This window comes from Candidatus Shapirobacteria bacterium (genome assembly GCA_041659325.1).
GTDB lineage: Bacteria > Patescibacteriota > Microgenomatia > UBA12405 > UBA12405 > JBAZYN01.
Window position 1 is genome coordinate 84,584 of record JBAZYN010000003.1, and the last position, 13,633, is coordinate 98,216.

The 13,633-nt window shown below is 45.5% G+C and carries 15 protein-coding genes and 3 tRNA genes; 11 read left to right on the forward strand and 7 right to left on the reverse strand.

Translation table 11 applies throughout. The features are described 5' to 3' along the window. Positions 1-59: 59 nt before the first annotated feature. From WC841_05285 to WC841_05295, 3 genes are read right to left on the reverse strand one after another with little or no spacing between them, the layout of a single operon-like run. The gene (locus WC841_05285; GenBank protein MFA5828740.1) at positions 60-446 is read right to left on the reverse strand and encodes a hypothetical protein; all 387 of its coding nucleotides are present in this window, start codon (positions 444-446) and stop codon (positions 60-62) included. 51 nt (positions 447-497) lie between these two features. Continuing rightward, a complete protein-coding gene (locus tag WC841_05290; GenBank protein MFA5828741.1) occupies positions 498-875 on the reverse strand; it encodes a hypothetical protein in 378 nt (125 codons plus the stop codon). An 18-nt stretch (positions 876-893) separates the two neighbouring features. Continuing rightward, positions 894-1,763 carry a tyrosine-type recombinase/integrase gene (locus WC841_05295; GenBank protein ID MFA5828742.1) on the reverse strand — a complete coding sequence of 290 codons (870 nt, stop codon included), beginning with the start codon at positions 1,761-1,763 and terminating at the stop codon, positions 894-896. Positions 1,764-1,835: 72 nt separating this feature from the next. On the opposite strand from WC841_05295, the gene WC841_05300 reads away from it, so the two are divergent. The 8 genes from WC841_05300 to WC841_05335 all read left to right on the forward strand — a co-directional run bounded on the left by WC841_05300 (position 1,836) and on the right by WC841_05335 (position 6,382). After that, positions 1,836-2,141: a hypothetical protein gene (locus WC841_05300; GenBank protein ID MFA5828743.1), complete on the forward strand. Its 306-nt coding sequence runs from the start codon at positions 1,836-1,838 to the stop codon at positions 2,139-2,141. A gap of 43 nt (positions 2,142-2,184) precedes the next feature. Beyond that, positions 2,185-2,254: transfer RNA gene (locus WC841_05305), tRNA-Met, on the forward strand. A 501-nt stretch (positions 2,255-2,755) separates the two neighbouring features. Next, positions 2,756-2,829: transfer RNA gene (locus tag WC841_05310), tRNA-Met, on the forward strand. Positions 2,830-2,914: 85 nt separating this feature from the next. Beyond that, positions 2,915-2,988 (forward strand) — tRNA-Ile (locus tag WC841_05315). Positions 2,989-3,034: 46 nt separating this feature from the next. Next, positions 3,035-3,547 carry a hypothetical protein gene (locus tag WC841_05320; GenBank protein ID MFA5828744.1) on the forward strand — a complete coding sequence of 171 codons (513 nt, stop codon included), beginning with the start codon at positions 3,035-3,037 and terminating at the stop codon, positions 3,545-3,547. A 48-nt stretch (positions 3,548-3,595) separates the two neighbouring features. After that, on the forward strand, positions 3,596-4,219 hold the full coding sequence (locus WC841_05325) for a hypothetical protein (protein ID MFA5828745.1): 624 nt from the start codon (positions 3,596-3,598) through the stop codon (positions 4,217-4,219). 666 nt (positions 4,220-4,885) lie between these two features. Continuing rightward, a complete protein-coding gene (locus tag WC841_05330) occupies positions 4,886-5,113 on the forward strand; it encodes a hypothetical protein (GenBank protein ID MFA5828746.1) in 228 nt (75 codons plus the stop codon). 606 nt (positions 5,114-5,719) lie between these two features. After that, complete coding sequence (locus WC841_05335; GenBank protein ID MFA5828747.1) at positions 5,720-6,382, forward strand: hypothetical protein; 663 nt, start codon at positions 5,720-5,722, stop codon at positions 6,380-6,382. Positions 6,383-6,425: 43 nt separating this feature from the next. Here WC841_05335 and WC841_05340 read toward each other — a convergent pair whose 3' ends face one another. Next, on the reverse strand, positions 6,426-7,091 hold the full coding sequence (locus WC841_05340; protein MFA5828748.1) for a thermonuclease family protein: 666 nt from the start codon (positions 7,089-7,091) through the stop codon (positions 6,426-6,428). A gap of 88 nt (positions 7,092-7,179) precedes the next feature. On the opposite strand from WC841_05340, the gene WC841_05345 reads away from it, so the two are divergent. Then, positions 7,180-7,887, forward strand: a complete 708-nt coding sequence (locus WC841_05345) for a 50S ribosomal protein L25 (protein MFA5828749.1) — start codon at positions 7,180-7,182, stop codon at positions 7,885-7,887. 3 nt (positions 7,888-7,890) lie between these two features. Here the strand turns inward: WC841_05345 and WC841_05350 are convergent, their stop codons facing one another. Beyond that, on the reverse strand, positions 7,891-8,340 hold the full coding sequence (locus WC841_05350; GenBank protein MFA5828750.1) for a hypothetical protein: 450 nt from the start codon (positions 8,338-8,340) through the stop codon (positions 7,891-7,893). After that, on the reverse strand, positions 8,337-10,616 hold the full coding sequence (locus WC841_05355) for a valine--tRNA ligase (protein MFA5828751.1): 2,280 nt from the start codon (positions 10,614-10,616) through the stop codon (positions 8,337-8,339). The genes WC841_05350 and WC841_05355 overlap by 4 nt, the downstream gene beginning before the upstream one ends. Before the next feature lie 183 nt (positions 10,617-10,799). Between WC841_05355 and WC841_05360 the strand changes: the two genes are divergently transcribed. Both WC841_05360 and WC841_05365 read left to right on the forward strand, forming a co-directional pair. Beyond that, the gene (locus tag WC841_05360) at positions 10,800-11,432 is read left to right on the forward strand and encodes an HD domain-containing protein (GenBank protein MFA5828752.1); all 633 of its coding nucleotides are present in this window, start codon (positions 10,800-10,802) and stop codon (positions 11,430-11,432) included. Between the two features lie 13 nt (positions 11,433-11,445). Next, positions 11,446-12,615, forward strand: coding sequence for an L-threonylcarbamoyladenylate synthase (locus WC841_05365; GenBank protein MFA5828753.1), 1,170 nt, complete (start codon positions 11,446-11,448; stop codon positions 12,613-12,615). A gap of 142 nt (positions 12,616-12,757) precedes the next feature. Here WC841_05365 and WC841_05370 read toward each other — a convergent pair whose 3' ends face one another. Beyond that, positions 12,758-13,633: a TPM domain-containing protein gene (locus tag WC841_05370; protein ID MFA5828754.1), complete on the reverse strand. Its 876-nt coding sequence runs from the start codon at positions 13,631-13,633 to the stop codon at positions 12,758-12,760.

Below are 13,633 nucleotides of genomic sequence, written 5' to 3' on the forward strand. Positions count from 1 at the left end.
TGACAAGAGAGCGAGATTCTAAGGGGGAATTTAAGAATTTTATTCGCCTACCCTATTTACTAGGATTTTGGCCTTGAGTCGGAGAGACTTTGGGAATCAGGGTTTGTAATATCTCGTGAAAAGACCTTAACTCTTCCCGAAATTAAACGGGCAATGCACTTGGATGGTTGTCCTTTTGTGTTTAAAAGGTAGAGATCGACTCTTTCTGGAGCTAACCGTGTGGCAGCGAAAGTGCCCGGGTGGTTCACTGCATACTGCTCGGCCATATTTGTCAGACCACTATTTGCAACCGAGCAAATTGTGCCGGGATCGGCGCCCCGATTGGCGATACCGCACATACCAATGTTAAACCCGCCTGGAATCCGATAACATGGATTCCCCGGATAAAAACAATAGGTATACAGTAATTGCATTGGTGGAGTAACTTTTCTTTCTGGATCAGCCATATTTTTATTTTATTTTTAAATTTATTATTCTTTTAATTTAATGTGGATGGATTACCGGGTGATTTCTGGTATCGGAATCTGTTCTTTATTGTTGATGACTCTGCCTGAACGCAGTGTGGCTAACGTAGTAACTCGGTCATGACCAGCGACGGTACAAAGATCGACTTCTGTATCGTTTACGACAAATGCCGCTACGGGGAGAAGACCTAAATCTTGTCTGTGTGCGGCAAGGTAACTATTGGCCATTGTCGTTAGGCCATTTTCTGCACGGCCACAGAATGTCCTGCCCTTATCTTGGGGTGTGGAAACACCACATAGACCAATATCTTTATCTCTAAGACAGGCTGTCAATTTAAAACAAGCAGGAGTTGCTAAAATAACCGTTTTAGTTTGGTCGCCCGTTTTTGCTTCTGGTGAACCATTGGGCATATATTTTATTAATAAAATTTATAATTCTTTTAATTTGATGCCTTTGGATTCTTCTTTGGCTTCGATAAGCTCCATGTATTTTTCGGTGGTGGAAATGCGCTTGTGACCGACAATTTGGGAAACTACGTCGATGGGAACGCCGGATTTTAATTGAAAAGCAATAAAAGTGTTTCGCAAGTCATTGACTTTGATACCCTTGATGTCGGCCTTGTTGAAATAGCGATTTAATAAACTTCTGATGTTACGGGCTAGAAGGTGACGGCCGGTTTTGGTAACAAAAACGCTTTTGGATTTGCTGTTGTAACGACCTTCATCGAGATATCTTTTTAGAGCTGATTTGGCGGAATTGTTTAGAGGAACAGTGCGGACACTGTGACTTTCGTATGAGTCGATGATAATTTCATTGTCTTTGATGTTTTCCAACTTTAGATTTTCGATTTCTTTGATCCTTAGACCGGCTTGAAGCATCAGCTCGACAATGGCGGTGGACCGGGCATCATTTCGGCAGGCGTCGCGCAGAGACCGGTATTCAATTGGTTTTAAAATTTTGGGGACATCATTTTCGTACTTGGGATGTTTTATTTCGGTGGAAGGATCGACAGAGATGAGGCCTTCATTTTTTAAAAAGGAAAAGAAATTTTTGATGGAGTTTAGTTTTCGACTGACTGACTTGGCGGTATAGCCGTTTTTCATTAAATCTTTTTTGAAGTTGTCAATATCGGTGCCACGAACGGCATCAACTCCGGTGATTTTTGACTGGGCCTTTAAAAAGTGGATCAGCTGATTAATATCACCTTTGTAGGCTACAATGGTGTTTGTGGACTTACCTTTTGTTAAAAGAGATTTGGTAAAAAGATCCAAGGTGGATTCAAGGGATAGATCGGGCATGTTGTTTATAATAGTTTACAAATAATGACTTATAGTACCATTATTAGGGATAATATACAATATATGTAACCGATGAAATTAATAAGTAATATTTTATTTGGCCTGGGACTGGGGATAATGATAATCTTGAGTCTGGGCAACGTGTGGAGACAATATTCCCTTTTGAGGGAGGCAGGGAAAGAAAATAAGGCGCTGGAGGATAAGGTAAGTAGTTTGCAGGATGAAAATAGAAAACTTTTGAGAACTATTGATTATGCTACCAGTAGCGCTTTTATGGAGAGACAAGCAAGGATACTACTGGGAGTGGGAACCAGTAGGGATTTTTGGATAAAAGGCCTTAAGGAGAAGAAATACACTGATGAGTTTTTGACTAGATAATGCCGATTTTATGTGCTAGAATCCAACAGTCGAATCAGCAACATGCGGGGTAGTGTACGGCTGCACGTGAGGCTCATAATCTCACAGGCCGGGTTCAACTCCCGGCCCCGCAACATTTCACTTGGTAATCGGTAACCAGTAATTGGTAATTGGTAATAAGAAAATGTATCGGTTTTACTTGTTGACAGAAGCGAAAGGCGAAGTTAGAATGACTAGCGATCTTGGAAACGAGATTTTGCACCCAAATTTTGAAATAGAAAGGTCCTCATTAACCTGAGGACTTTTTTATTGGAAAATCAAAACCCACTTTTAAATAAAACCCTAACCCTACCCTTTCCCCCACCAAAGGCGGGCAGGCTTGACAGGGCAAGGGGGAATAAAAATCCAAATCCCTCTTTAATTCTCCCTTTGACCCACCTGCCGGACGAGCTGGTCTTCCTTTGGCCCTCCTACGCCACCGACTTCGCCAAAGCTACGGCGGGCAAGCAAGGGAGAATTATAAAAATAAAAGAAACTCGATATATTTGGTATAATCACCCTAGTTTTTGGCTCGCCTACGGTAAACCTACGGCGGGCGAGGCCCTCCCCGTAAGGCTACGGAAGGGCTGGAATATGGCAGGGTAGCTCAGCTGGTTAGAGCGTAGCATTCATAACGCTAAGGTCGCGGGTCCGAGCCCCGCCCCTGCTACAAACAAAACCCACCCGCCCTTCGACAAGCTCAGGGCACCCTCCCTTGAAAAAGGAGGGAAAAGAGGAAAGTTAAAAATTAATTAGGGCATGTAGCTCAGTTGGTTAGAGCATCGATCTTATAAGTCGAGGGTCCATGGTCCGAGTCCATGCATGCCCACAGTGGGTGGAAAACCTAAATTAATTTTTATTTATTTTTCCAAAATATGGGCGAAAGAGAGATTAAAAAAGAAGGGGTGTTGACAGTAAGTGACGTGATGGTGATTACGAAGACAATGCGAGATTTGTGCCCTTTAGCCGAAATGGTGTTCAGATCAGGATTGGACGGAGTTGTTTTAGGGAAAGCTCAATACAACACCACTTCACGGAGCGATTTCCAGGTAGTAGCCACGGCCGGGAACACTGGGGATATGTGGTATCCGGATCTGGCTGAAGTGAGCGAGAGAAGGCCCTTTGCAGTAGCAAACAGGGCCGACGGGAAGGTGGCGATTGGAATATTGACCAGATATACCGACCAATTTGGTCGAGTTGTACCATTACATGTGATTTTGAGAGAAATCGCAATTTCGGGTCCGAAAGAGGCCTATGGATTGATGACGAGATTATTTCCGAATTTAAGCTTTGAAGAAACAGGAGAAGAGTTAACCTATTCGGATATGCAAGGTTATGCGGAAAAAAATATTGTGCCGTGTTTTCCATTGCCATTTCCTAAAAGATAATTTGAGGATTGACCGTTAGTGAGGGGTTAAAAAGAAGTATACTGGTGTATGCAATATGACAAAAAAATAGGGTTGGTGATTTTGATATTGGTCTTGGTAGCGGCGGGCTTGATTATTACGAAAATTGATCCCAGAACGGGAGAGAAGACACAACCACCATTGACGGAAGTGACTCCCCTGCCGGAAGTACCGCCAAAAGGAGATAATTTGGTATTTGAAAACAGTGACTTGGGAATTAAACTTGGCTACCCCGAGAATTTCTCGCCGGTGGAATGCATACTTGAAGATGATGTGATATGTTTGGACGAAACGGCAAAAAGTAGCCGATTGTCAACTAAACCGGATATAAGGCTGTATAGAATTAGACTGGAGAATACGGGAGATTATAAACAAGTAATGATGGGTGATGTAATATTTGACGCAAGTGGGCTAAGCCCGGAAAGTTTTGAGGAATTTGTACCGATAGTGGCGGGGGGGAATTCGTTTTATAAGATTAAAACGGGGTTGTTTGAGGGGATTTTGACGTATAAGTATTTTCTAGTGAGAAACAGCGATATTTTGGTGTTTGAGGTGACTTCCAGCCCGGCGGGATGGACAGAGGAGGGATATGATCCGGAAAAAGATGAGCTGAATAGACAGTTTTTGGAAATGACGGGAAGTATGGAGCTCTAGAACCAGGCAGATTGGGAGTTAGAATGCTTTTTGTTTTCGTCCTGTGCTTTTTGGGCCTGGACTCATCAGATCCGGAGAAACCGGATAAACACACATCCGACCCACCTGGTGGCTATAAAAAACGCCACCAGGCAGGTCGGGGAACTCGATAGTGCTTGGCCCTCAGGGTCCGAAATTCACCCTAGAGGGCCTCGGACGCGTGGGCGTCGGTGCTACGGGGTGTAGCAGTGCGTCTGGGCCCAGAGGGTGTTCGACCTATCGACCAACTGGACATCCCAAGGGGGCTGTCGATTGTGACCGGGGGCGACGGTAAACTCGAACTCATTGTTCGACAACCATCGGTAGGAACACGGTTCCACACCCTCCCACAAAAGCAAGGCCCAATCCTCACCCGAGCTCCGCGGTAGCGGGGGCAAGTTGACCCGAATGCGGACGCTCCAGGGCACGTGGTGCCGGAAAGAGAAGACCACGCCGGGCCAACCCTCATGGTTGGGCCTGAATTCACGGGTCTCAACCTCCGTACCGCCGACGAACAAGGTCGCACTCGCGCTGCCCGGGCAGCCCTGGCATAGGACGCCAAGGAAGGAACGGCTGTTCCTTGGGGGCGGGGGGGGCGGTGGGGTGACCGGGGGGGTCAACGTGACCGGCGGGTTGGTCGGAGTGGCCGTGATCAGCGTCATCGGCGGGGTCGGGGTGGCCGAAGGGGTGGCCGAGGTCGTGGGCGTGTTGGTCGGGGTGGCCGAAGGGGTGGCCGTGGTCGTGGGGGTCGGCGACGGGGTGGCCGTGCGGGTCGGGGTACGGGTCGGCATGCAGTGGCGGATGTTCTCCTCCTGGATATTGATGGTGGAGGAATTCGCCACAATGCCATTCGGCCCTTCGAAGCGGATGCTGTAGACGCCCGGCTGCGCGATCCTCGTGAAGTGGGGGTCCTTCCCGGGTTTGGTGCAGCCTTCGCTGAGCGTGATCGACCGAGAGGAAACGACCTGGCCATCCCTAATGAGGGACAGAGTACCAGTGACCTTTTCGGTCGAGCATACACGGGCCCACATCGTCAGATCCTCGTAGCAGTCCCACCCTTCGGCGGGAATGGTGACGACCGGCGTCTCGGCGGACACGACCGAAGAGTCCCGGAGGGATACTCCCACCAGGACGGCGAGGGCGATGATGCCCAAGAGCAACGCGGCGGACACGATCTTTTTCCCGTTCATGAGATCTCCTTTTCGGATACTTTTGAAAAGAACGCACTATCGATATGTCAACGAACATGTCTTCCGACAACTTTTCAACCAAGCTAAATGGCTGATTTGTCGTCGAAAAACAGAAAACAGTAAGGACGGGGGTAATATATCAAAATATGATGGGTTTGTCAATAATATAGGATATGTTTTCTATCTTGAACCAGGGCCTATTTGACCGAGGCGAGGTTAAAAATTTTGTCATGACAGTTGGCGGATTTGACAAAAATGCTAAAATGGGTTTGGATTATCAATTAATAAAAAAATGGGTGAGCCATTGGCAGATCGTTTTGGAAGGTTATTTGGAAGAGGTGCAAAGCCACAAGGGACGGTGGCGGTTGGACTAAGTTCTGCTCGGGAGCCCTTGCTACAGACAGTTGCCGCCGAAGGGGCACCGCCGAAGAATGGAATAGAGGTGGCTCTGGCATCCGCAGCTTTTCAAAGATTGAGAGAGCGATTTGGAACAAGGCCAGAAGTGGCAGAGACGGGGTTTGGGAAAGACGATTTAACAGTGGGGGATTTGGTGGATATATTGGATTTATATTTGACGGCGAGAGATGATAAGGGTATGGGTTTTGCACCTGTGGCCGAGATGGTCGTCGATACAATTTCTGAAGCAACGTGGAAGGAAGAGTGGAATCAAGAACTTACTAAGCTGCATAAAGCGAGTAAAACAGGCGGGCTAGACAGGCAAAGCCCACTTTATGCGCTATCGGTTGGTTTGGATAGAATCACCAATCCTTCGAGGGTTAGTGGGGGTGAATTGAGCCACCACCCGGGAGGGATAACGATTGACGGAAAGTCTCCATTATCTACCAATAGATATCAAGTGATGTTGACAAACAGAGGTCAACAGGATAATGGTCTTCCAATAAAGGATGTTTTTGTGAAAGCCGGACTACCGGTGGACAGCAACATTAGAATGTAAAAGAAGAACTGGCGTTAAAAAAACCTGGATGGCAGGATAGATTTTAAAACTGGTCAAAAAGTTTTTCATGACAGTTGACGGATTTGGTAAAGCCGGCCTGGAGGGCTTCGGCTTCGGAGCAAAACCAACGGTCGCCTTCGTCCAGGGCGAGCTGAACATTGGAGTAATTGCCGCAGCCATCAAAAAAATATGTCTTTTTGCCGTCTTTGACATTGCCCTTAATAGAACACTTGGGATTGGCGGGATTAACAGATTGGAAACAGAGGGGGCCGAAAATACCGATTTTGGTGGCCTTGGCGGCGGCACCGGCTTTTTGGAGACGGGCAGATTCGATAGAAGCATTTGAGGTATAACGGGCCCAACCGGAGTTGAGCATTAATTCATTGACCAGAGTACCGTCGGGAAGGTAAACCAGGGCTAAAAAACGATTGTGAGAATCATTAATTGTGCCGACAATTTTGACCTGTTTGCCTTGTAAAAGTGAAGTTAGTTCCGCTTTGGCCTGGTGATAGCCGCATAAACCTTTTTCGGGAGCATTGATGTTCATGAGGCGGATGGACTGTTTATTTTCCTCAAGGACAATACTGTCGCCATCGATGATTTCGGAGACAGTATAGAGTTTTTGGGGCGGAATTTGGGAGCGGATAACGAAGAGACCTAAAAGCAGGTTTAAAATGACGGAAATTACAAGAAAGATCCGAGTCATCATCTAAGAATAGCATGTTATAATAACCGCTAGTTTATATAAGCCGAAGATAGGTAAGCGAAAGCTGAAGGGTCGGAGGCAAAAAGAAAAAATGGCGAAAACAAATCCAAAAATTGAAGCCCAGACAAGAACCGTTTTGGGGAAAAAGGTTAAAAACTTAAGAGCCCAAGGGATTACTCCGGCAACCGTATACGGAAAAGGAGTTGAGCCGGTGTCGGTTCAAATTAATACTAAGGAATTGGATAAACTGTTTGAAGACGTGGGTGAATCGGGATTAATTGATTTTGCAATTGACGGAAAGGTAGTCCCGGTATTGTTTAAAAACCCTCAATATCATCCGGTTTTGGGGAACTTAATTCATATCGACTGCCACCAGGTAAATTTGAAAGAGAAAATTACGGCAACAGTACCAATTGAGTTTGTGGGTGAAAGTACGGCGGTGAAACTGGGAAATGTGTTGGTGGAAGTTTTGATGGAAATCGAGGTGGAAGCATTACCGACTGATTTGCCGGAAAAGATTGAAGTCGATTTGACGGTTTTGGAAACAGTGGAATCGGTGGTAACAGTGGCCGATTTGAAAGTTGACAGGACCTTAGTCGAGGTTAAAAATGACCCGGAACAGGTAATTGTGAAGGTGGAACTACCGAGAGAAGAAGAAGTGGAGCCGGTAGCAGCCGCTGAAGAGGCAACCGAACCGGTAGTGGCACCGGCAATGGCCCAGAAAACTGAGGAAGAAAAAGAGGCGGATGCCAAGACCAAAGCAGCTGAAAAAGCGGCCTACAAGAAAGACGAAAAATAAAAACTATCTGGGTTGGGAGTCGAAAAAGAGATTGATGAGGTCGTCTCTAACCGGGTCAGCGTTCTTGGCCAGGAGAAGCGAGTTTTGGGCATCTGAGATTTTGTTCAGGCAGTGTTGGAGTTTGGCCATTTCCATATAGTCTTCGACGGTTTTGTCGGGTTTGACGACGAGACTGTTGAGCTGTTTTTTGAATTCTTCGGGATCGTTTTTAGCTTTGTAATCGGCTAAATCGGACTGATCAAGATAAAATTCCTGTGATTGGGCCAAATCCCAGCGACGATTGTCGATATAGAGGCGCCAGAGATTGAGATGGGCAGCATAGCGGTCCCCTTTTGACAGGGAAAACAAGGCCAGTCTATTTCTGGTGTATGGATCACGGCAAAAATAAACAGTAAGATTGGTAAAAATGAGGATAAAAAGAATAATAATCAGAGACAGTTGGGATCTTTTCATTTTGGCCAGGCGGCGGTGATGAGCATGGCCTCTTTCAGATTATATTTTTTGGCGAGAGTTTGGTAGATATTTTCGGTGATAAAAGGGATGAAGGGATGAAGAAGCTTGAGAGAAGTAATCATAACGTGGAGAAGGACGGGCAGGGCGTCCGGTCCCCTATTTTTGGTGGATTCGAGATAAATATCGCAAAAATCATGCCAGAAAAAGTGGTAGAGGTCTTCTGAGGCCTGGCCGAAACGAAAATTATTTAGATTTTTGGTAGTGGATTTGATGATTTGGTCGAGTTTGGTGAGGATGGCTTGGTCGGATAAATCCCTCTCGGCTTCGCCGCTTCTCCCTTTGACAAGGGAGATATTTACCGGAGCATCGCCGAATTTGAATTCGATGAAACGGGCGGCGTTCCAGATTTTGTTGATAAAGTTACGCTGGGCGCGGATTTTGTCTTCGGAGACGACGAAATCAGAGGCGGGGGCGATGCCGATGACCAGGGACATTCTGAGGGCATCGGTGCCGTATTTTTCGGTCATGGTGAGGGGATCAACCCCATTTCCCTTGGACTTGCTCATTTTTTGACCTTTGGAATCGACGACCCGAGAATGAAGATGGACCATTTTGAAGGGAACATCTTTGGCTAAATATAGGCCAAACATGATCATTCTGGCGACCCAGAAGAAAAGAATATCCCAAAGAGTGTCGAGAACTGAAGTGGGGTAAAAATAGAAAAAATCCGGGGATGATTTTTGCGGATCATCGGGATTGAAACCGAGAGTGTTTAGAGGCCACTGGCCGCTTAAAAACCAGGTGTCAAAAGTATCGGTTTCCTGCAATAAATGGGTGGACTTGCATTTTGAACAATGCGAAACTTGGTCGACGACAAAATCGGTGTCAACCGGGGCGATTAGTGATTGTAGCCCGTTTTTGATTTCTTCATAGGAATATTTGTCTTTTAGATCGGCGTAAAACCCGGAAACTATTTCTTGGTCCCGATTTAGGAAGTTAATTTTTATTTGAGGACTGCAGTCCAAACAATACCAGGCGGGAATTTGGGGACCCCAAACAATTTGGCGGCTGATATTCCAATCGCGGATATTTTCCATCCAGGTAATAAAAGCTTTTTTGAATCTGGTGGGGAAAAACTTGACCTGTCCCTCTTTGGCGGCGGCAATGGCGGCCTTGGCTAAAGGATCTATTTTTAGGTACCACTGGGGAGTAACCATGGGCTCGATGGGGCGGTTGCAGCGGTAACAACGGCCGATACGGTGCTGATATTTGTCGTCTATTTTGACTAACATACCGCGGGATTTCATATCCGCCACCACTTTTTCCCGGGCGGAAGCGACAGTCAGCCCGGCATATGGTCCGGTGAGCTCATTTAGACGACCATCAAGACCGATAACCTTTTTGAGAGGTAAATTGTGCCTTTTGGCGGCTTCAAAATCGTTTGGATCGTGAGCGGGGGTGATTTTGACAACACCGGTGCCAAATTCCATATCGACCATATCATCAGCAATTACTTTGACAGTAAAAGGGCCGTTTAGCCCGTCGACGGTGATTTCCTGACCGATGTATTGGGTATACCGCGTGTCTTTGGGATGGACGGCGACGGCAGTGTCGCCAAACTTTGTTTCGGGGCGGGTGGTGGCCAGAGTGAACGGCCCATACTTCATATAATATAGGCTGGTTGTTTCGTCGACGTAATTGACTTCGAGATTGCTAAAGGCGGTGCCACAGTGAGGACAATAATTGACAATTTTTTCATCACGATAGATAAGGCCGTCGCGATAGAGCTTTTTGAAGACAGACAGGACATTGTTTACAATCGAGGGCTCCATACTGTAGTGATATCGGGTCCAATCCATGGAGAAACCCAGTTTTTTCATCTGGAAGACGTTTTGTTGCCGATTTTTTTCGACGAAATCCCAAATCAGCTGATATAGGGTCTGTCTGTCAAAATCAAAACGACTTTTGCCTTCCTTGGATAATTTTTTTTCGAAAACAAATTGGGTTTCGATGCCGGCATGATCGCCGCCGGGCAGCCATAAGGTGGGATCGCCCAACATGCGGTGATAGCGGACTAAAATATCTTCGATGGTAAATACGGCATGCCCCATGTGCATGGGATCGTTGGCGTTTGGGAGGGGCAAAATGATGGTGTAGGGTGGGTGGGATTTGCGAGCCTTTTGAGGATTTTTGGGGACAATCGGGGTGAAGGCGCCTGATTTTTCCCACAGGGAATAGATGTCCTGCTCGTTACTTGGGTCATATGCCTTGTCCATGGGATGATTTTAACATCTAAATCCCTCTAAATCTCCCCCTGCCTGCCGGCAGGCAGGCCTGCCCCCTCTTTGAAGAAAGAGGGGGAAATCAAACCCACCCATTATCTCCATCCCTTGACTCTCCGAAAGCTTCGCATTCTGGCGGGTGAACAAGGGGGGGATTTATATAAGTTATAATTGACCATGAAACAAGGTGATATTTATAAACTTCATAAAAAATATTCCCACGGAAAATATAAAAAGGAGATATTGGAAATTGTTTGGACACATAGCCTAATCGTTAAAGATATTTCATTGCAAATTGTTAACCATCTTGAAGAAAAATACGGAATTAAGACAGACAAGAAAATTGTTGAATTCGGAGCATTAATTCACGATATCGGTTTTTATGACTGCTTTGATGATAATTACAAAAAGACATGCAAATATCTGCTTCATGGGAAGATGGGCTACGATATTTTGACTAAAGAAGGGGTGTCGCAAAAAAAAGCGAGATTTGCCTTGACACATACCGGAGTGGGGATAAGCAATGAACAAATAGAAAAGGAAAATCTTGATTTACCAAAAAATAATTATGTGCCAATCAGTTTAGAAGAAGAGATTGTCTGTTATGCCGATAATTTTCATTCAAAAGGTCATCCAAGATTTAATGATTTTGAAGGAACGTTGGAAGAATTAAATAAAATTAACCCGAATTACGGGGTAATTTTGAAAAGATATAGAGAAAAATTTGGAATCCCTGACCTAAAACAACTTAAAGAAAAATACAGAGAATGGCACCGTGATATCAATGAATGGGTCGAAGGCCTAAAATGATAAAATAGCGAGAATGGAAATAATCAAAATTAACGACAGTTACGAAGAAATTATTAAAAGGACGGCTGAAACGATAAGGGGCGGCGGACTGGTGATATTCCCATCGGATACGGTATATATTTTGGCGATGGATCCGACAAATGTTGATGCGACAAAGAAACTTTTGGCGTTTAAAAACCGCTGGGTGGGAAAGGCAATTTCGGTGGCAGTGGCGGATACTAAAATGGCCAAAGATTATGTAGAACTATCGGAAAACGCTGAAAATATATATGCTAACTTGCTACCCGGACCATTTACGGTAGTAAGCAAGGGAAAACATAAAATGGCGAGCGGGATTGAGGCGGAAAACGGGACTTTGGGGATAAGAATCCCCGATAACAAATATATTCACGATTTGGTGACAGCCATTGGGAAACCGGTAACGGCGACATCGGCTAATCTGTCGGGGCGGACACCGCATTATTCTATCGAGAGCTTTTTGAAAACATTGTCGCAGAAAAAGAGGGACATGATTGATTTGATCGTTGATGCGGGGAAACTGCGGTTTAATAAGCCGTCGACAGTTATTGATGCCACTGAGCCGGAAATCAAAATTTTGAGGCGAGGCGACCTGATTACTGCTAATTCTAAAACTTTGATATCCAAATCGGAAAAGGAAACGGGGAAGATTGCGGAGTTTATATTGAATAAATCCCTAAATCAAAATCTACCCCTATCCCCTCCTTTGACGAAAGGAGGGGCACTGCCATTAGTATTTGGACTGAGTGGAGATTTGGGATGCGGAAAGACAGTGTTTTCGAGGAGTGTGGGGAAAATATTGGGGGTTAAAGAAAAAATCACTAGCCCGACATTTGTGATTATGAATGAGTATGATATCAGTCTGAAAGTCCAAAAGTCTGAAAGTCTGAAAGTTGGACAGCCGGTTAGTCTGAAAGTCCAAAAGTCTGAAAGTCTGAAAGCCGGGAAGTTTTTACATTTTGATTTGTATAGAATCGGAGGCCAGTTTGAATTGGAAGAAATAAAATTTTGGGAACAGTTCAAACCGGGAACCGTGGCTTGTATTGAGTGGCCGGAAAATATGGGAAAGGAAAATTTTGAGAAATTGAAAAAGATGACGAATTATAAGGCAATAAACTTTGAATATGTGAACGAGAGAACAAGAAAGATAAGTTATGAGATGTAAACCAAATCCCTCTTTAATTCTCCCTTTGACAAGGGAGAACACTACTCTTGTGCGTAAGAACGACTGAATGTAAGAGACGAATTTTCCGCTTGGGCAATCCAAATTGATAAGGGAGATATAAAGTTTTTTGCGAATAGCAGGTTTACCAACCGCGGGAGGAGCCGCCGCCGCCGGAACGACCACCGCCAAAGCCGCCAAAACCACCTCCCCCGCCGGAACGGAAACCACCGCCTTTGAACCCCCCCATAGTCGTCCAGAAATTGGTGGGTTTACCGGATGATTTGAGATTTTTAAAGTTTTTGGAGAGAAGATAATCAAGAAGTAATCCCAACAAACCGAAGCCGACACCGGCCAAAAGACCGGCGACTAGAAAGCCAATAACAGCTCCGGCGATACCGCCGGTAAAAATCTCTTTGGAGCGGCCAAGATAGGCAATAAAATAAATAGGAAGCCCGGTAAAAATGAGAAAAAGGATAATGCCCAGAATGTTGCCGGAGGAGGGTTTCTCGGGTGAATCGGGGGGAATTTGAGTGGGATCTGATAGATAGGCTTCGAGACGATTTACTGTGTTTTGAACACCTAGTTCGTAATTTCCTTTTTTAAACTCGGGGATAAACTCGGTGTCGAGAATATTGCCGGCCCGACCATCGGTGATTATCGGCTCCAGACCATAACCGACTTCGATTCTGACTTGGCGCTGCCCGGGAGCGATTAAAAGAAGAAGGCCGTTATCCTGGCCTTTTTTGCCAATCCCCCATTTTTGAAAAAGATCCAGGGCGTATTCTTCGACGGACAAATCATCCATGGAAACAACGGTGGCAACGGCAATTTCGTTTTTGGTTTTGGACTCGAAATCGGCCAGGTTTTGATTTAGGATGGCTTCAAATTCGGGGCTTAAAATTTCGGCATAGTCGTTTACATACCCCCGATATTCGGGGAGGACGACTTTGGCGAAAACCGAATGAACTCCTAGAAAAAGGAAAACAAAAACTAACGTCAGCAAAACCTTTGGCTTCAT